At 64.6% G+C, this 17,035-nt stretch carries 18 protein-coding genes; 8 read left to right on the top strand and 10 right to left on the bottom strand.

The genetic code is table 11. The features are described from left to right. Positions 1–969: 969 nt before the first annotated feature. From ABFX56_RS07485 to ABFX56_RS07470, 4 genes are read right to left on the bottom strand one after another with little or no spacing between them, the layout of a single operon-like run. A complete protein-coding gene (locus tag ABFX56_RS07485; RefSeq protein ID WP_346232626.1) occupies positions 970–2,328 on the bottom strand; it encodes a hypothetical protein in 1,359 nt (452 codons plus the stop codon). Then, positions 2,328–2,882 (bottom strand): hypothetical protein, encoded by a 555-nt coding sequence (locus ABFX56_RS07480; protein WP_346232625.1) that lies wholly within the window; start codon positions 2,880–2,882, stop codon positions 2,328–2,330. Before ABFX56_RS07480 ends, ABFX56_RS07485 begins: the two co-directional genes overlap by 1 nt. After that, positions 2,879–3,337: a DUF7665 family protein gene (locus tag ABFX56_RS07475; RefSeq protein WP_346232624.1), complete on the bottom strand. Its 459-nt coding sequence runs from the start codon at positions 3,335–3,337 to the stop codon at positions 2,879–2,881. The genes ABFX56_RS07480 and ABFX56_RS07475 overlap by 4 nt, the downstream gene beginning before the upstream one ends. Positions 3,338–3,343: 6 nt before the next feature. Next, complete coding sequence (locus ABFX56_RS07470) at positions 3,344–3,805, bottom strand: hypothetical protein (protein ID WP_346232623.1); 462 nt, start codon at positions 3,803–3,805, stop codon at positions 3,344–3,346. 101 nt (positions 3,806–3,906) lie between these two features. Here ABFX56_RS07470 and ABFX56_RS07465 point away from each other — a divergent pair, with 101 nt between their 5' ends. Together ABFX56_RS07465 and ABFX56_RS07460 are read left to right on the top strand one after the other, a co-directional pair. Then, positions 3,907–4,308 carry a hypothetical protein gene (locus tag ABFX56_RS07465; protein WP_346232622.1) on the top strand — a complete coding sequence of 134 codons (402 nt, stop codon included), beginning with the start codon at positions 3,907–3,909 and terminating at the stop codon, positions 4,306–4,308. Next, positions 4,305–5,411: an ImmA/IrrE family metallo-endopeptidase gene (locus ABFX56_RS07460; RefSeq protein WP_346232621.1), complete on the top strand. Its 1,107-nt coding sequence runs from the start codon at positions 4,305–4,307 to the stop codon at positions 5,409–5,411. Before ABFX56_RS07465 ends, ABFX56_RS07460 begins: the two co-directional genes overlap by 4 nt. A gap of 379 nt (positions 5,412–5,790) precedes the next feature. Here the strand turns inward: ABFX56_RS07460 and ABFX56_RS07455 are convergent, their stop codons facing one another. Beyond that, on the bottom strand, positions 5,791–6,051 hold the full coding sequence (locus ABFX56_RS07455; RefSeq protein ID WP_346232620.1) for a transcriptional regulator: 261 nt from the start codon (positions 6,049–6,051) through the stop codon (positions 5,791–5,793). Between the two features lie 82 nt (positions 6,052–6,133). On the opposite strand from ABFX56_RS07455, the gene mobF reads away from it, so the two are divergent. Then, positions 6,134–9,592, top strand: coding sequence for a MobF family relaxase (gene mobF / locus ABFX56_RS07450; RefSeq protein WP_346232619.1), 3,459 nt, complete (start codon positions 6,134–6,136; stop codon positions 9,590–9,592). A 22-nt stretch (positions 9,593–9,614) separates the two neighbouring features. Here the strand turns inward: mobF and ABFX56_RS07445 are convergent, their stop codons facing one another. From ABFX56_RS07445 to ABFX56_RS07430, 4 genes are all read right to left on the bottom strand, one after another. Then, complete coding sequence (locus ABFX56_RS07445) at positions 9,615–9,773, bottom strand: PIN domain-containing protein (RefSeq protein WP_346232618.1); 159 nt, start codon at positions 9,771–9,773, stop codon at positions 9,615–9,617. A gap of 336 nt (positions 9,774–10,109) precedes the next feature. Beyond that, on the bottom strand, positions 10,110–11,333 hold the full coding sequence (locus tag ABFX56_RS07440) for a helix-turn-helix domain-containing protein (RefSeq protein WP_346232617.1): 1,224 nt from the start codon (positions 11,331–11,333) through the stop codon (positions 10,110–10,112). Between the two features lie 3 nt (positions 11,334–11,336). Beyond that, on the bottom strand, positions 11,337–11,933 hold the full coding sequence (locus tag ABFX56_RS07435) for a hypothetical protein (RefSeq protein WP_346232616.1): 597 nt from the start codon (positions 11,931–11,933) through the stop codon (positions 11,337–11,339). A 91-nt stretch (positions 11,934–12,024) separates the two neighbouring features. Continuing rightward, positions 12,025–12,612, bottom strand: a complete 588-nt coding sequence (locus ABFX56_RS07430; protein ID WP_346232615.1) for a hypothetical protein — start codon at positions 12,610–12,612, stop codon at positions 12,025–12,027. 583 nt (positions 12,613–13,195) lie between these two features. Here ABFX56_RS07430 and ABFX56_RS07425 point away from each other — a divergent pair. The 5 genes from ABFX56_RS07425 to ABFX56_RS07405 all read left to right on the top strand — a co-directional run bounded on the left by ABFX56_RS07425 (position 13,196) and on the right by ABFX56_RS07405 (position 16,421). Continuing rightward, positions 13,196–14,380: an FAD-binding domain gene (locus ABFX56_RS07425; protein ID WP_346232614.1), complete on the top strand. Its 1,185-nt coding sequence runs from the start codon at positions 13,196–13,198 to the stop codon at positions 14,378–14,380. Between the two features lie 4 nt (positions 14,381–14,384). Further along, on the top strand, positions 14,385–15,002 hold the full coding sequence (locus ABFX56_RS07420) for a TetR/AcrR family transcriptional regulator (protein WP_346232613.1): 618 nt from the start codon (positions 14,385–14,387) through the stop codon (positions 15,000–15,002). A gap of 45 nt (positions 15,003–15,047) precedes the next feature. Next, positions 15,048–15,449: a hypothetical protein gene (locus ABFX56_RS07415; protein ID WP_346232612.1), complete on the top strand. Its 402-nt coding sequence runs from the start codon at positions 15,048–15,050 to the stop codon at positions 15,447–15,449. Positions 15,450–15,548: 99 nt separating this feature from the next. Further along, on the top strand, positions 15,549–16,223 hold the full coding sequence (locus ABFX56_RS07410) for a DUF6766 family protein (RefSeq protein ID WP_346232611.1): 675 nt from the start codon (positions 15,549–15,551) through the stop codon (positions 16,221–16,223). A 36-nt stretch (positions 16,224–16,259) separates the two neighbouring features. Further along, positions 16,260–16,421 carry a hypothetical protein gene (locus tag ABFX56_RS07405; protein ID WP_346232610.1) on the top strand — a complete coding sequence of 54 codons (162 nt, stop codon included), beginning with the start codon at positions 16,260–16,262 and terminating at the stop codon, positions 16,419–16,421. Positions 16,422–16,432: 11 nt separating this feature from the next. Here ABFX56_RS07405 and ABFX56_RS07400 read toward each other — a convergent pair whose 3' ends face one another. Further along, the gene (locus tag ABFX56_RS07400) at positions 16,433–16,936 is read right to left on the bottom strand and encodes a Dps family protein (protein WP_346232609.1); all 504 of its coding nucleotides are present in this window, start codon (positions 16,934–16,936) and stop codon (positions 16,433–16,435) included. Positions 16,937–17,035: the final 99 nt, after the last annotated feature.

Raw genomic sequence — 17,035 nt, 5'->3', positions numbered from 1 at the left:
TGGGCAGAGTTGCCCCGCTGTAAAAGCCAAGCACTACGTCCGCTCAGAGCTTCCCTGCTCGCCTCGAATAGCGACGGAGAGACCTGACAACGCGAGCCGGTCACGGAATGCGAGCGTTTCGCAAGACGAAGTATCGGTCTCCGAGAAGAGCACCCTCAGATTGCCTCTTGCCCACTCCCGTACCTCACCGTGACCTCAGCCGGATTCGAACCCGCGTTACCGCCGTGAGAGGGGAATCGGCTCCCCCGGAACTACGTCGCTGATTCCGTATCGGTCGGTGGTTGCGGGGATTCTGAGTGCGTCAAGTGCGTCTCAGAAGTCCCTGTCATCCACGTTCGTTGCCAGGATGTTGCCACGTTTTCGCCCCTCGGAAGCGGTTGATCCTGGTGCCTCCGAACGCCTGTCGAGTGCGGCGAGGAGCAGCGGCAGAGGCTCCCCGTCATACCCACCCGCGCGAACGCCCGAGAGCGCATCCGGGGAGTTGAACTGTTCTGTACCCCCTCGCGCGCAGAATCACGAATCGGCGTTTTGGCCCGTAAACAAAGGGGAGTCGGCAGGTCGGGCTGTGGATAAGTCCTTCAGGATTCACGGACCTACAGGGTCGGTAGCACATGAGTTAGCACATGAAAAGGTCTCATGGCTCGCTTGAGTCGCTGCGGATTCAAGATTTTGGTGGCCTCGCTCACATTTCTTGCCGTGCAGGTGGTCCCCTAAAATAGAGAAGCTTTCCCGGGCAAGCACCCAAGTGCGAATGACGCCCTCTTAGCGGGCTTGATGTCGGACGGGCTACTTTCGTTCAGTTCACCCTAATGGTGGCGGTGTCGCTAGGCGCGATCGTGCTTACGCTTCTCTTCGCGCTAGGAATGCTCGAAAGCCAGCAATGAAAGTGGTTGAGGATCCGTTGATGGGGCTGAAGCGGCCGACGAATTTCACCAGCACTGGGGCCGCGCTGCCGCGCCCGATTGCAGGTCACTCCGGTCCGCTCAGCTCGGCGGCCAGAACGTTGGGGACGGGAACGGCCTGCGCAACTGAGAGGTCGTGGCTGCGCGCATCGTAGCGCAGCCGGTCAGACGCTGCGCCTCCGTGCAGCGCGCGGATCGGCTCGGCGATCGCGAGCACCGCCGCCAGTACGCCGACGAAGGATGCCCCTACTGCTTTCCCGGCCAGTTCGAGCAGACCGCACTGGTCAAAGCGCTCGACGAGCTGGTTGAACGCTGGGGCATCGGGTATCGTCACGGGTGTCTCCGGGAGGTTCCACGAGGCGATCCTTTCGCTATGTTCCCGGCCGGGAAATGTGTGGATAGAGATGGAGTCGAACGTCTCGACTCGGTTCCCCAGGCTGGCGTCGACGGCATAGTTCCACCCGATGTTAGAGATCAGTTTCCGGCCGTCGACGTCGTCGATGCCAAAGAGCGCCACGTAGGTGCGTTCTGTGTCGCTGAGGGCACTCGTACGGTCGAGTCGGCGTTCGACGATGACGGTCTCGGTGAAGCCCGCGTTCTCCAGCGCCACCGCCGCCTGACGGGTCTTGAGGATACCGGCCGAGCTTTTCGGAGTAAGCACCCCCGTGCTGCGGTTGGCTTCCGCGGTGCGTCCGGTGTCTTGGAGGACGATGGCGACCGTCTTCGGGTGGCTGTAGTTCAGCCACGAGAGCGTCCACGCGTACGCCTGCCCGAGATGCCCGAGGCCCACAAGCCACCATGCGTGAGGCGCGTATTTCAATGGGGGCGGATCGCCGGCGCCATCATCGAGTCCCCATAGGTCGATGCTGACCAGGCGTTCCCCAGCGTCGGCTTGCCCTGTGAGGAAGGTCAGGGTGAAAAGTTCATCGACGGCGAGAGCGCCGGCTGCGATGGCCGCGAGGACGTTCCCGTTCGGTACAGCAGGAGGGCCCCCGACTGGGGCGACGGTGGCCACCCATCCGGACCAGTTGGCTCGAAGGGCAACGGGGTGAGCCGGGGAGGGCGCACGAGCGCTGCCAAGAACCACAGCCGGATCCTGCGAGTTGACAGTTGCCCGGTCGAAGGTGGTGGTCGCGCCTTCTGCAGCGACCGCGTCGGCGAGGCTCAGCCCACGGGATGTTCCACCGGTCACCATGATGCCTTCGTCCAAAACGACCGTAACCCGGCCGAATGCGCGGACGCCGGTCTTGACGATGGTGAGGAGAGCGGCCTGACTCTCCCGGCTGCGGACAGTGCCTGCGTCGGCATAGACGGTGAATGCAGTCGCTTCATGTCGGGCGATGGCGTCTTCGAGGGAGTGCGCGGTGCCGTTGTGCACCGAGAACAAGACGGTCCTGTCGACACTGTCCGGGTCGAGGATCTCCATCAGGATCTCCCTCCATCCCAGTGAAACCAGGCCGTGATCGTGTCGAAGACGTCAGTGAAGGCCGGGGCACCGGTCAACCGGACGAGGCGGTCGGCGTCCGTAGCGAACGCGGACTCCCACGCGCCAGCCCCCACATATCGGTGAATGCCGCAGTCGCCGGGACGGAACCGGTGCTGCGCGAAGTCCGGTGCGATGATCGCGAGGTGTCCGGTGATTGCGGTCATCGGGTGGGCTGCGTCGATGCTGCTCTGCTGCACCCACTCGGCGGGATGGGTGTGTATGTCCGCTGCGACCCGGTACCCGTTGGCCCGGCACAGGCGTCCGAGCGCACTGTAACCGGCAGCAGTGAAGGTTATGTTGCCGGTCAAGCTCGTCGGGTCGAGGTCGTCGTAGTAGGCGATTGCGTCGATCCGTGTTGGTTTCGGGTCGGCTGCTGCGGAGCGCGTGAGGAGAAATGCACCGGATTCGCGGTGTCCGCCGCTGCGTGTTTTCAGTTCACGGCGCAGAGTCGCGAAAGTGCGGCGGGTCAGGGTCAGTTCTGGGCTGGCGTTCATTCGGTCTCCTCGGGGATGGTGGCGACGGCAAGGTCGCGATGGAGTTCGCCGAGGTAGAACGTGATGGTTCGGCTCGGGTTCCAGGTGCGTTCCGGGTAGCTGGTCGCCCATTCCGGGTGGACTCGCAGCGCGGCGCGGTCGCAGGCCAGGTAGATCGCGTTGACGCTTGGCTCGTACCAGCCGGCCTTGTACGTCTGCTCGGCGCCGGAGCCGCGCGGCCATCGCCTGGCATCGAGCGGGGCGTTGCGGCCGAGATCCCAGGTGATTCCGTAGGGCGGGACGGCGGGGTAGCCGTCGGTGTCGATCTTGATCACGAGCTCTCCGGTGCCGGCGCTAACGGCAACTGTCAGGGTCGGCCAGGTCAGGTCGATCAGGCGCCAGTGACCGGCGGCGACTCCATCATCAAAGGCGGGCGAGGCGAGGTCTCTGCGCAAGCGCAACTCGTTCGGACTCATGCAGGATCAGCCCTGTGGGCGGACGAGGTGAACCAGGTCAAGTTCAATACTGCAGGTGTGCTTACTGGTGTGCGCTCCGATCGGGTCCGCGGACGGCAGGTCGACGTCGGTGCCGGCGACGCGGAGAGCAAGGTCGGGGATCTGAGTGTTATCGACGCCCAGCTGGCGGACGGCCTTCTTCAGCACATTCTTGACGCGGCTGGAGGGGGACACCTGGAAGCTCGTCGGGTTACCGGCGTACTGGACGGTGACGTCGACCTTCTTGCAAGTGTGCTTGATGGCATGGCCGCCGTCGGTGCCAAACACCTCGACGACGGTCCGGCTGATGTCGATCTCCTCCTCGGAGTCGAGCAGGTATAAGCGTTCCTCCTCATCGAGGACGAGGAGGTCACCGACGCGGGTCTCGTCGGCGATCTCGCGGTGGATGGTGGCGGGTGTGTCCCCCGCCTCGTGGATGTTGATTCTCATCTTCTGCTCCTCTCGAGCTCGAGCACGGCGCCCGTCGAGAAGAAGTATTACACAGATATCGCGATTCAGGTTAATTTCTATGTTTGATTCGTCTGACTTTAATGCGCACCGACCAACCTTTTCTGGTGCATACTGGTCATGTGCGAGTGACTGTTCCCGACCCGTCGTTGAGAGAAGTCCTCGAGTCCGACGTTGCTATGGGCCGCACCTGGTCGACGAGCAAACGTCAGGCTCAGCTCCTCCTCTACGTGCTGCAAATGGCCGAGTCTCTCGCTGCCGTGGTTCGCACCGGCCTCCTGAGTGTTGCCGTATCGAAACCGGTCCGATCGACGACCATCGTCGTCACCCACAAGCAAGCCACCCTTACCGCCGTCGCGCGTGACGCGACCGGCGAACCCGTCAGTTCCCCAATCACCGCTGCGGAACATGTTCAGCGTTTGGACATACTCACCGTCGCAGTGGCCGGGGTGTTGGCGGTTCCATCACGACAGGAGCAACCGTGAACAACACCGAGTTCCAGCCAGACTGGTCAGTTTCACCCGGCGACATGCTCGCCGAGATCCTCGAAGCCAAGGACCTGCGACAGTCCGAGCTCGCCGAACGAACCGGGCTAACTACCAAGCACATCAACCAGATCGTGAAAGACCGTGCGGCTATCAGTGGCGATGTCGCCGTCCTGCTCGAACGGACCCTCGATGTCCCTGCCACCTTCTGGACGCGTCTGGAAGCGGATTGGGCCGCCTACCAGGGCACGGAGCGCGCTCGCGGTCAGCTGCACCGGTACCACGGGTGGGCGAACGAGTTCGACCTGAACGCTCTGATCCACTACGACATTGTCGCCCAGGCCGACGACGCGGACACGCGCGTAGAGAAGCTACTTAAGTTCTTCCAGGTCGCCAGTCCAGACGCGTTCCGGCAAGCGTGGCTGGCGCCGCGGGTATCGTTCCGCCGCTCTCAGTCGTTTGAGGTCGCGGAGGCGAACACCGCGTTGTGGCTGCGCCTATTGGACCGGTCCGCGCGACACGTGGAGGTGGCCGCGTTCAACCCGAAGCTACTGCGGAAGCTCGCCAAGGAACTGAAGGCCATGACGAACCTCCCCCTCGTCGAGGGGTTTCGCGCCGCTCGAGCTGCGCTAGCGGAAGCAGGTGTCGCTCTCACGTTCATCAGCGAGGTTCCCGGCACACGGCTGCTGGCCGCGACCTGGTGGCTTGCGAGTGACCGGCCGGCAATTGGGCTGACCGCGCGGCAAAAGAAGACAGACACCTTCTGGTTCAACCTCATTCACGAGGTCGGCCACATTGTGCTCCACCCCCGCCGGGCCACGTTTCTCGACATCGACAAGGAGGGGCGGAACACACCCGAGGAGCGCGAGGCGGACGAGTTTGTCATTGAGACGCTGTTCCCCGGGGACGCGCTGGAGCGGATCGTGGAAGCATCCGACAAGACCGAACTGAGCCGGATCGCCGCTCGACTCGGGGTGAGCGTCTCCCTTGTCGCAGGCCAGTATGCCTGGCATCGGAACGCGTACGGGCAGATGAACAGCATGAGGGAAACGATCGACGCCAGGAGAGTGACGGAGCTGGAGGCGATCTCGAAAGTCGCCTAACACTTTGTGTCGTCGCCAGATCTAGGTCATCGCGAGATCCAAGCCCCGCATGAGTGGGCGGGTTGTGCCACGGATGTGCCTGTGCCGAGGCGGGCAGCGACCCAGAAAGCAAACCTGAGGCGTTCACCCTGTGGGCAAGCCTTGGGCGAAATACCAAATCGGGCAACCTGATGAGATGAAAGAAGGAGCTCCCTGCCAAGGGATTCTCATAATCTGCTGACGGCGCCGCTGGAGATCCGAACCCGGCATCGGCGATCGCATTCAACAGGGCGCGGTCACCCGCGCTTGTAACTCGGCGCGAACCTCGTCATCGCCGCCGGTCACGAAACTGCCTGCACGTTTGCCCGCGAGTTGGATACGCGGTCGGTTCGGGAAAGTGCTACTCCCAGAGGGCGCGGCAACGCTCGGGCGAGATTAACCCGTCGCACTCCTGGCTCAACAGCTTCTCGTTCAACAGCGCTTCCTGCATCTGTGAGGTACATTCCCGCACCAGCGCTTGATAGACAATGCGGCGCATTCCGGATTCGCCCAGGTCGAACACACGCGACGGGCTCCAGTGCACGGTGATCGGTACTTCCAGCAGCCCATCATGTGGGCCGTGCAACGTCGGCAACGACGAGGGCATCTCGTAGGGGATCACGCCTTGAAACTGATATCTGAGTAGCTCCTCTTCCGCTTCCTCTCCTGAATGGACGTATGCTACCGTAGGTAGTTGCCAATACATGAGCAGAAACATGGGGGCGGCGATGAAGGGCGGCGTGATCCTCTTCCGAGGCTCCGGCGCGGACGCCCGCCGCTACCTGGAGTCGGATCGATCGCGCGCTGACGAGTATTACTTGGAGGGTGGGGTCGCCCGGGCGGAGTTCTCGGTGGTCGACGCGCAGGGACGCGTGATTGGTGAGGGCGCGCTGACGTCGGATGAGTACGCCCAATGGGTGGACTGGATCAACCCGCTCACGGGCGAGTCGATGGGCAAGCCCCGCGTCGCCGGTGAAGGGCGGCGGGGTTCGCCGCGGTTCGCGGAGATGGTGGTGAACGCGCCGAAGTCGCTCTCGGTCGCGGCGGCGCTGCACCCGGATGTGTCTGAGGCGCTGGATGTCGCACAGAAGGATGCGATGGGCGAGATCCGGCGTTGGCTCGGCCAGCACTCGATCACCCGCGTCGGCCCGCGTGGGAGGCAGGAGGTGGTGCCGGTCGAGCAGTTAGAGACGGTGTCCGTGGTGCACAAGACCTCGCGTGCGGGCGATCCGCACCGGCATGTCCACTTCCAGATCGGCACCCGCGTTTGGGCGGCCGGTGCGTGGCGGGGTCTGGACACGGCGGCACTGTTCCGGCAGCAGGGCGCGATCCGCGCACTCGGGACTGCGGTGATCGCCGCGCACCCGCAGCTGGCAACGGTCCTCGACCGGCACGGGTTGACGCTGGATCCGGTGACCGGCGAGGTTGCGGAGCTGGAGTCCTTCAACGCGTCCATGAGCAAGCGGGCCGAGCAGGTGAAGAAGAACCTCGCGCGGTTCGAGACGGAGTGGGAGGCGAGGCATCCGGGGCAGGAGCCGGGTCCAGTCGTCACCGCCAGGCTGACGGCGATGGCGTGGGACCATGAGCGGCCGGCCAAGAAGCCGGCCACGCTGGGAGATGAGGACGGCTGGCGCGCCGAGCTGGATGCCCTCGGCTACACCCCGGACCTTCCACGCGTGCGCCGACGTGCACCCGTGGCTCTAGATGAGTTGCGGGTGCAACAGGTCGCATCGCGTGCGCTGGACAGGTGCGTGGCCGGCGCATCGACTTGGACGCGCCATGCGGTGCAGGAGCACGTCACCCGCATCATCACCGAAGCAGGAGTGCGGGCGGAGCCTGCGGCGTTGCGCGACCTGATTGCGATCACCACTGGGCTCGCGGTGGAGGGTTGCCTGTCGGTGCTGCCGCCGGATGCGATGCAAGCCGACCATGTCGCACACCTGACGAGCCTGCACGTCGTCGCGGTCGAGACGGAGCTGCGCGACATGCTGGCCGCCCGCGCCGCCGGTGGCGCGCGCCAGATGCCGGACGTGACACGCCTGGCGGACACGCACGGCCTCGACCCCGAGCAGGCGCGCGCGGCCGCTGCGGTCGCGTCGGATGATCCGCTCGTGGTCGTGGAGGGTGCTGCCGGGGCGGGCAAGACCACCATGCTGGGGGTTGCTATCGAAGCGGCCGCTGCTGAGGGTCGCGCGAGGCGGATTGTCACGCCGACGAAGAAGGCGGCCGATGTCGCGCAGCAGGAACTCGGCGTGCCCGCGGACAGTGTGGCGAAGCTCGTGCACGCGAACGGGTGGAGGTGGAACGGTGACGGCGTTTGGGCCCGCCTCGCGGTCGGCGACACCGACCCGGAGAACGGCAACACCTACACCGGCCCGCCGAAGGGCGCCCGCCTGGTCCGGGGCGAGCGGGTCGTGGTGGACGAGGCCGGGATGCTCGATCAGGACACCGCCCTCGCTCTCCTGATACTCGCGGACGAGACCGGCGCAACCGTCGCTCTGGTCGGCGACCGGGCGCAGCTTCCCGCTGTCGGCAGGGGCGGCGTGCTCGACATGGCCGCGCAACTTTTGGGCCGCACGTTTGACATGGCGATGGTGCACCGCTTCGCCGACCCCGTCTACGCGGACCTGACCGTGTGCATGCGCGCCGGTGAGAACCCCGCGCTATTGTTCGACTGGCTGCGCGCCCTCGACCTGATCGTGTTGCACGAGAGCAGCGAGGCCGTGCACGATGCGATCGCCGGAACCGCGCGCGACGGGGACGCGATCACGGTCGCGACGAACGACGAGGCCCGCGAGCTGAACGCGCGCATCCGCGACGAGCGCGTGCGGCTGGGCCGCGTCAACGACGCGTGCACCACATTCGGCAGCGATGGCCTCTCGATCGGCAAGGGGGACGTGATCCAAACCCGCCGGAACGACACCGGCCTGGGCGTCGCCAACCGGCAGACCTGGACCGTCCAACACGTTGCCGATGACGGCACGGTGTGGGCGAAGGAGGACGGGAGCGGGCGCAAGCGCCAACACGTCGTGAGGCTGCCTGCCGAGTACGTGAGCGGACACGCGCACCTTGCCTATGCCGCCACCGCCTACGGCGTGCAGAGCGCAACCGTGAACGAATCGCACACGGTGCTGTCCGATACCATCGACGCCGCCGGGGTGTACGTCGGCATGACCCGTGGCCGCACCCGCAACCGGCTCCATATCGTCGCCGCTGACCTGGACGATGCCCGCGAGCAATTCATCCTCGCGCTCGAGCGTGACCGGGCCGACCGCGGCCTGGTCGAGGCGACGCGCGCCGCACAGGGAGCGGTCAAGGGCCTCGCCACGGCCGGGCCGGTGAAGCTCGTCACGACCGAGCGCGTCAGACTCACGCAGCAGATCGGACACGCCGAGCAACAGGCGGCGAAGTGGGAGCACGCGATCGCCGCGCTCGCGCGGCAGCGGGACGCGCACCGGGCCGAGTACGCCGAGCAACAGGTGATGGTCGCGGCAGCAGACGCGCGCGCGGCCGACGTGCGTGCCGAGGTCGCCGCGCCCCTCATCGAGCGGGCCACCGCCGATGGCACCGCCTACATCGAGACGCGGGAGCGGGTGTGGGCGGCGACGGCCGCCCGCGCGACCGCGGGTCGGCTCGGGAAGCGTGCCGCGGAACGGGACGCGACCGAGGCCACTGGCGGGCACCACGGCACGGAAGACGCGGTGCGCCGCCGCTGGGGTGGCGTACCGACCGGGGCGACCGGCGTGCAGCCGTGGGCCGAGGCCGTCGCCGGGAAGCGGGCCGACACCGACCCTCGCGTGGCCCAGTCTCGGCGGCACGCGCAGCAGACCCGTCGGGAGCAGCACCACCTGGTCGAGCGGCACCTGCGTGAGTCGGCCGTCCTGTGTCGGCGGGTGCTCGGCTCCGCGACCGCGAGCATCGCCAGCTCCCGCGCCGCCCAGTGGCGCATCCGCGCGGAGCAGGCCCGCCGCGACCGCGCCGAGATCGAGGCGCTGCCCGTCTCCGAGGCGGCCCGGCTGGTGCGCGACCGGGCCGCGCGAGCCGAGGCCGAACTGGAAACAGCCGAACGCACCCAAACCGCGCGAGCCGTCCGGCTCGGCCAGTTCCAACCGTCGAGCGACCACGTCAGGACGGTCCCGGAGCGCGACGCTCCCGGTCTTTAGGTGCTTTGAGGCACCCTGCGGGTCAGTGATCCTGCCAGGGGTCGATCAACTCGACGCCGGTGTCCCCGAAGTGCTTGAAGTTCTGGGTGGCGACCGCGAAGCCGTGTGCCGCTGCGGTGGCCGCGAGGTAGCCGTCCGCTGTTGGCAGGGGCCGGCCGGCGGCGCGGCTGGTGACGGCCATGTCCGCGTACCGCCGCGCGGCGTCCTGTCGTGACCGACGATTCATGGGTCAGCGGGAGCAATGCTCAGGGAGTGGCTTCCATGTTCAAGGCTGCTGGGGTGGAGCAGGTGTAAATCTTCACCGTCGCCAGAGTGATGAGCCCGGACTACGGCCCGAATCCCGACTTCGTAAGGTCGAAGCTCGTAGGGAACCCGTTCGATTGGGAGCGCTGTCCCTGGACCGGCGGTGCCTGCCCGGAGTGAAACCCAGGCTGGGCCGCCTTCGACTGTGTCGGCAACGCACGACAGTCCTGCGAGCGGCAGCGGTTTCCTGGCCTATTACTAGACCCTGCGAGCACTAGACCCTGCGAGGCAGTCGGCTTATTCTGGCGTCGCGGGAGCGGGTAGGTGCTGAGTCGTTTACTTCAGGTCGGCGCAATTGAGTGACTGGCGCGGTAGGACGGGGCTCGCCAGATGGTTCCCAGTTCAACCAGCGAGAGAAGTATCGTTCGCTCAAGCCAGTCGCCTGTGCCGCCTGACGTATACCGTTGGTACCGGAGAAACGCTCGCCGAGCGCCCTATCCAGCCACATGGCTGATTCGGTGCCGACGCGGTACGGTTCGTCCTTGTTCCACTTGCGAGCAGAAATCTGCTTGTACAAGCTGCGCGCTTGAGCATCTTCGATCACGCCGAGCTGCCGAAAGCGCATCACGAAGGCCTTGATTGAGTAGCCCCACTTGGCCTTCAGCGTGCCGAGCGTGCTCAGGGTTACTCGGCCGCCGGCTGCATGCAGGTCATCGAGCGCACTGTCTCCTGGTACAAGGAATGCGGCCGCGAAACGGTTCGCCTCGTTCTCCATTCGTGCAGCGGCTTCCGGCGACGTCGGTTGTCCCGTTCCCGCATGGAGCACGAGGTGGCCCAACTCGTGCGCCACCGTGAATCGTTGACGGTCGCCGGGAATGTCGTGCTCTGGGTCATGCGATGGGCGGGTAACGCGAATAACGGGAACGTCGTTGACGCGGAACGAGAGACCCCAATGACGCCCCAGCTCGCCGTCCATCGGCAGAACCACACATCCGAGCCGTTCGGCCGCACGGATGACGTTGGGAATCACCTCTGAGACCTGTAAACCGGCTGCAGTTCGTACGTCGGCAGCGATCTCGTCGATCGAAACCTCATCATTGAGGTCACCATCGAAGACTGGCATCAAATCATCGATCCGTCGCAGCCCGACCTTCTGGACAGCTTCAATTGCCGTAATACTGTCGTAGGTGGTTCGGTCCACCGATCGTTGGGATGCGTCGGCGTAGGCGCGCAATTTCGGGCGGTCAACTCTAGGTGCTTCGACCGCGGCGGGCTCTCTGAGGTAGTCGGGCGTGCAGTCGAGCACCTGTGCCAGTGCCCGGATAGTCGTGGCATCCGGCTCATGGCGGTCGTTCTCGATCATCGAGACGACTCCGGACGCTATCCCAGAGTTGGTCGCGAGGTCGAGTTGACTGAGTCCGAGACCAAGCCTTAGCCTGCGTATGCGGTCGCCGATTTCCGATCGGGCGGAGAAGTGCTGGATCGTATCCACGACCATGTCTTAGCCCTGCTTGTCGAGGCCGGTGGTGTCCTGGTCCCACTCTCCGAGGTCATCATCAGAGTGCGGCTGGAAGCCGGTTGCTGAAGGCGGAGTCGGCAGCGCAAACTCATGCGTCCAACCAAGCAGATATTGGCCGGGGTTCCCCTCCTCGATCCCGACGATTTCAGCAACGAAGAGGTCAAGCGGCTGATGGTCCTCGAGAACCCACCCAAGCAGGAAGTGGTACTCCGGCATCAGACTGTCGTCGGCGAGCCCATTGAGGGTCGTCGCAGCGTTCGCAGACACACGAAAGTCATCCCCGACGCGCTTAGCGCGCTTCAGCCGGATGACGGCGAAGCCGTTCGAGAAGGGTTCGTATAGTTCGACGGCACCGCCTTTGCCATCGCGGTAGTTGAGGCCGAGCCTCATAGCGCCGCGCTGAAATGCGCCGCCCATGATGCTCCTTGTTAGCTCGGACTTCGGACGGTTTGTGCGCCGGAAATGACGGTTCTTCGAGAGCGCTTCGGGCACCGTGTGCTCCTCGGCTTCATAAGACTCGCGAATGTCCATCACTAGATAGCGGAGGTTATCGACAAGGTTGGGTGGGAGCGAAGGCATGCACTGAGGATATTCCATCGAATGTCACATTGCAAGCGCCTCGCAATTATTGTTGCGGCTGGCAAGTCGGCGTGGCGAGTAGGGACGGCGCTCAATCGGTCGGCGCGGCGAAGTACCTGATAGCAGAGGTCTCCAGTGCATCGAGTTGGACGTCGAACTGACGGCCAAGTTCGAACATCTCGTCCACGGCATCCTCTGCGTCAGGCTCCCCATTTCGAACTTTCTGATCGATGACACCTGACTGTTTGGTTGAGAGCGCCATCATCTGGCGGCAGGCGCGCACCGCCTCGCGAAGTTCGAGGTCATCCACCCTGAGCAGTATGTCGATAAACGCTTCTTCGAGCCGCTTCCGCAAAGCGGATTCGCGCGACGCCCATTCGGCAATGCCGGAGGGCCCATTGGGTAGCGGCGAGTGCGATTGCATGTAGGTCCCAAAGTTCCGCCGAGCATGTTCCAGTGACCATGCCCGTCCTGAGTGGAGAACCTCAACCATGAGCCCCCGCGCGGCGTCCCGTCGGCTCTCAGCTCGCTGTGCTCGTGCTCGTTGTGCGGATCGTCGGTTGGCGATCGCCGCGCCCCCTAGCGCACCGATCAAGGCCGCCGCAGGGGCGACTAGAACATTCAGGGTGTCAACTACGGTGATGCCGAATTCTTGCGCGAACAGCGTGGGGAGACTCATACGTCGACGTTACTGGCCACGGCTTGCGGTCCGTGTTACCGGCGGGACGGGCACGCTTCCTGACGTAGATCCTCGTTGCGTCCGGGTTGCTCACCGAGTGTCAGGCTGATCGCTGCACGGCACCAAGGGTCCCGTGAGGGTCCCGGCGTCCGCCGACAACACCAAATCCCGTGTGTTTTAGGCGCAGGACCGCACGATTTCTGCATTACCTGCGGACGTCACTGACCCTGCTAAGGTGGAGACCCCTTAATGGGGTCCGAGGGTTCAAATCCCTCCGTCTCCGCTTCATACCCTTGCCCTCGCCAATCGATAGAGGCTTACTCCCTCGGCGGCTGGTACCTGGGGTACACGGCGATGATCTCGCGCCCCGACGAACTCGCATCCCTTCTCGCGTCATACCTGTAGTAACGGAAGGCACGGCACGGGATCCGCCTGATGGCACTGCCCCGCACGGGATTCCTCCTGGCTACCCTCATTGCTTCGAGCGTAAGTGCTCGCCGAGGGTTCGGAAGGTGGTGTCTTGACGTGATAGACCAGTGGTTTAGACTGGTGGCCTAAAACTCAACGAAGGCGAGGCCGCGTCGTGAAGGTATTGATTGTGGGCGCCGGAATCGCCGGCCCGACGGTGGCATTCTGGCTGACCAAGGCAGGACACGAAGTCACGCTCGTGGAACACGCTCCGCGGCTCCGAACCGGCGGATATCTCATCGACTTCTGGGGTGCCGGATTCGATGTGGCGGAGAAGATGGGCATCGTGCCCGAACTACGGCGGCGCGGATACGTGCTCACGGAAGCCAGGGCGGTCAATCGCGACGGTCACCGGGTGGCTTCGTTCAAACCCGAGGCCATCATGGAGTCGGCGAAGCGATACCTGAGCCTGCCCCGTTCCGACCTCTCCGCCGTGATCTACGACGCTCTCGGCGGCGGGGTCGAACTGATTCTGGGTGACACGGTGCACGACTTGGCCGACGACGGCGACCGTGTCCGGGTCTCGTTTCAGAGCGGTGGCAAGCGCGACTTTGACCTGGTTATCGGTGCTGACGGCCTGCACTCGAAGGTACGAAAGCTGGCATTCGGCCCGGATGAGGCTTTTGAGAAGTACCTCGGGATGGTCGTGGCCGCGTTCGAAGCCGACCGGTATCCGAAACGCGACGAGCTCGTGGCGCTCATGTATGCCGAAGTCGGCTTCCAGGTCGTCCGAGTCTCTCTCCGCGACGACGCCACACTGTTCCTTTTCAGTCTCCGGCACGACGGTGAAGTACCGGCCGATCGGGCGGCACAGGAACGCCTCCTGCGGGCGAAGCTTGGCGACAAAGGATGGGAAGTACCCGCAATTCTGGACCGCATGTCGCACGCCCAGAACTTCTATTTCGACTCCGTGAGTCAGATTCGGATGCCATCGTGGACGACGGGGCGGGTTGCGCTCGTGGGTGATGCAGCCGCATGCCCGTCGTTTTTGGCCGGCCAGGGCTCCGCACTGGCAATGGTGGAGGCCTACACGCTGGCGACCGAACTCGCGCGAACCGATAACCACCACGATGCCTTCGCTCGCTACGAACGGAGGCTGGCCCCGTTGCTGCGCTCCAAGCAGGATGCCGCGCAGGGACTAGGCCTGGCGTTCGCCCCGAAGAACCGGCTTCAACTTTTGGCACGGAACACGGTGATGCGGCTGATGGGGCTTCCCAAGGTCCCGGACGTCGTGATGGGACGAAGTTTTCACGATGCAGTTGAGCTTCCGGAGTTTCCCGAAGCCGAGCCGGCCCGTTGACGCAATGGTGAGACAGAGGTTCGCGAAACTATCCCCACAGCAGCAACAGGCGATCCTCGGGGCGGCTCTCGACGAGTTCGCGGCGCACGGATTCCACGATGCCTCACTCAACCGGGTGATCCAGGCAGCGGGTATTTCCAAAGGCTCGATGTACTACTACTTCGACGGCAAGGAGGATTTGTACGCATATGTAGCGCGCACCGAGCTGGCCGGGCTGTTCGTACAGGTCGGCCCGCTGCCGCCACTGGACAGCGGTGGTGCCGACGCGTTCTGGTCGGCCCTGGAGGACTACTACCTGCACCTGATGAGAGCCCTCGTTGCTTCGCCGCGACTAGCCGCGCTCCTTCGAGGTTGGGCTGCCGCATCGAAGAATCCCGGGTTCCAGGCGGCTCAGGGCGAAATCGAGCAGAGTTCGCTCCCATGGATCGAGCAGGTTCTCGCCGCGGGAAAACGCGTGGGCGCAGTCCGCGACGATGTCCCGACCGGTCTGCTGATCGCCGTCGTGCTGGGGATGGGCGAGGCGATGGATCTCTGGCTCATGTCTCAGCAGACCGACGATGGGGAGCTGCCTCGATTGATTGCTGTGATCATGAGTATGATCCGGGGAGCTGTTAGCGCGTAATGCCGTAGGTTGGTCCCTTCCCGGGCGAAGGGTAGCTTGGCCCGCATGAAGGTGCTGGCGATCATCGTGGGCGGATTTCTTGCCGCGTCGCTGGGTGGCTGCGCCAGCACTTCGCCTGACGCGCACGCGGCGTTGGAACGTGCGGTCGCGTTTCATCGGGCGGTCGACTCTGGGGATGCTCACGCGGCATGCGACCTGCTGGCGCCGCACACCGTGGCGGAGTTGGAGGACCAGGCGGACGCGCCGTGCACTGAGGCGCTCGCCGGGCTCGAGCTGACCGCAGGCGGGGACGCCGTGCGCAGCACCGCCTACGGCCTGGCCGCCGAGGTGGTGCTCGCCGGTGACACCGTTTTCCTCACTCACGCGTCGGGGGGCTGGCTGGTCACCGCCGCCGGCTGCACGCCGGTGCCCGACCAGCCGTACAACTGCGAAGTGAAGGGCGGATAGCGGATGCGGTGGATGTTCACGGCCTGGCTCACCATGATCGGAATCGGTCTGGCCTACATGATCGCCATCGCCGTATTGCAGCGATGACGAGAGGTCGTTATGAAACGAGTGCTACGGGATAACGGGTTGGGCATCTTCTTCGGCGCCATTTTTCTGGCGACGCTGTTTGGGCAGTCGCTCACCGGTCTGGCCGTGTACAACCAGGAGCAACTGAGCCACGGGCTCAGCCAGATCGGCTGGCTCCGCTTCGTGACCTCATCGGCGTTCGCCGTCGACGTCGCCGAGAACTGGCAGTCCGAGTACCTGCAGTTCTTCCTGTTCATCGCCGCAACGATCTGGCTGGTTCAGCGCGGCTCCACGGAGTCCAAGAAGGTCGGCAAGGAGGGAATCGGCACTGACGAAGAACAACTCGTCGGCCAGTTCGCGCGGCCCGACTCGCCGGCCTGGGCGAAGGTGGGCGGGATCAGACACTGGTTGTTCTCCAATTCGCTCCTGCTGGTGATGGGAACCATCTTTTTCTTGTCGTGGTTCACCCAGTCGGTGGCCGGGGTCGCCGCCTACAACGAAGAGCAATTGCGAGGACTTCAGGATGCGCTCAGTTGGCCGGAGTACGTCGTCTCCGCCGACTTCTGGAACCGCACCCTGCAGAACTGGCAGTCGGAATTTTTGGCCGTCGGCAGCATGGTGGTGCTGTCGATTTATCTGAGGCAGCGGGGGTCCCCTGAGTCGAAACCCGCCGGTGAGGCCCATGCCACGACCGGTGTGCAGGGTTGAGCCGCGCCGCCTCGATGACAAGCGAAGGAGCACACGATGAACCCGGACGACGAAGATCGAGACGACACAGATCAAGACGACACAGATCGAGACGGCACCGCGCAGGCAGACTCGCACGGCGGCGGGGCCAACGACGATCCGGAGACCGAAGGCGACACCGCATCAGGCGGCGCCGCGGAACCTCCGGATCCCGCGTGAAACCCTCAGCCCTATGACTTGCGCGTGGTCGATTTGGTCGTCGCGGCGCGCTTCGCGGACTGCTTGCGTGGCGTACGGTTTTCGGCACGTGTCATCCAGGAGAGCTGCTCGAGCCGCTCGATGATGGAGTGAAGCAGGTCGGCCGTGGTCGGGTCTTCCTCCTCCACAGTGTCGTGAACGCCTCGGACGGTGGCCACGGTGGCGTCCAGCCGCTCGGTGATCGACGTGACGGCATCCGCAGTGTCGATCTCGCCGGCGGTGAGGGGTCCAAGGGTGGTCGTCTGGGCGACAGTGTTCGAACGTCCGTCAGGAACGGCATCCAGTGCGCGCATCCGCTCGGCGACCCGGTCGGCGAACACGCGCGCCGCATCAACGATCACATCCAGGTGCAGGTGCAGGTCGCGGAAGTTCTTGCCGACGATGTTCCAGTGCGCCTGCTTGCCCTGCAGATGAAGCTCGATGAGGTCCACCAGCACTGCTTGCAAGCTGTCGGAGAGTGGTGCGGATGCTTCCATGATGGGCTCCTTAGTCCTTGTGGGAATGCCACGCCGGCACGGTAGTCGCCGGTCGATGGTTTCCGAGATTAGGCCGCTTCCGCTGGATGGGGAAGAGAC

The organism is Parafrigoribacterium mesophilum (genome assembly GCF_039652555.1).
Taxonomy (GTDB): Bacteria; Actinomycetota; Actinomycetes; order Actinomycetales; family Microbacteriaceae; genus Parafrigoribacterium; species Parafrigoribacterium mesophilum.
This window is presented reverse-complemented; position numbering and strand designations above follow the sequence as displayed.

Excerpts from the sequence above, each read along its gene's own strand:
- ABFX56_RS07445 (WP_346232618.1), bottom strand. The coding sequence starts at position 9,773 with ATGGCCGTCACCAGCCGCGCCGCCGGCCGGCCCCTGCCAACAGCGGAC.
- ABFX56_RS07430 (WP_346232615.1), bottom strand. The coding sequence starts at position 12,612 with ATGAGTCTCCCCACGCTGTTCGCGCAAGAATTCGGCATCACCGTAGTT.
- ABFX56_RS07400 (WP_346232609.1), bottom strand. The coding sequence starts at position 16,936 with ATGGAAGCATCCGCACCACTCTCCGACAGCTTGCAAGCAGTGCTGGTG.
- mobF (WP_346232619.1), top strand. The coding sequence starts at position 6,134 with ATGAGCAGAAACATGGGGGCGGCGATGAAGGGCGGCGTGATCCTCTTC.
- ABFX56_RS07475 (WP_346232624.1), bottom strand. The coding sequence starts at position 3,337 with ATGAGTCCGAACGAGTTGCGCTTGCGCAGAGACCTCGCCTCGCCCGCC.
- ABFX56_RS07480 (WP_346232625.1), bottom strand. The coding sequence starts at position 2,882 with ATGAACGCCAGCCCAGAACTGACCCTGACCCGCCGCACTTTCGCGACT.
- ABFX56_RS07485 (WP_346232626.1), bottom strand. The coding sequence starts at position 2,328 with ATGGAGATCCTCGACCCGGACAGTGTCGACAGGACCGTCTTGTTCTCG.
- ABFX56_RS07470 (WP_346232623.1), bottom strand. The coding sequence starts at position 3,805 with ATGAGAATCAACATCCACGAGGCGGGGGACACACCCGCCACCATCCAC.
- ABFX56_RS07410 (WP_346232611.1), top strand. The coding sequence starts at position 15,549 with ATGAAACGAGTGCTACGGGATAACGGGTTGGGCATCTTCTTCGGCGCC.
- ABFX56_RS07420 (WP_346232613.1), top strand. The coding sequence starts at position 14,385 with ATGGTGAGACAGAGGTTCGCGAAACTATCCCCACAGCAGCAACAGGCG.
- ABFX56_RS07435 (WP_346232616.1), bottom strand. The coding sequence starts at position 11,933 with ATGCCTTCGCTCCCACCCAACCTTGTCGATAACCTCCGCTATCTAGTG.
- ABFX56_RS07415 (WP_346232612.1), top strand. The coding sequence starts at position 15,048 with ATGAAGGTGCTGGCGATCATCGTGGGCGGATTTCTTGCCGCGTCGCTG.
- ABFX56_RS07465 (WP_346232622.1), top strand. The coding sequence starts at position 3,907 with ATGCGCACCGACCAACCTTTTCTGGTGCATACTGGTCATGTGCGAGTG.
- ABFX56_RS07440 (WP_346232617.1), bottom strand. The coding sequence starts at position 11,333 with ATGGTCGTGGATACGATCCAGCACTTCTCCGCCCGATCGGAAATCGGC.
- ABFX56_RS07405 (WP_346232610.1), top strand. The coding sequence starts at position 16,260 with ATGAACCCGGACGACGAAGATCGAGACGACACAGATCAAGACGACACA.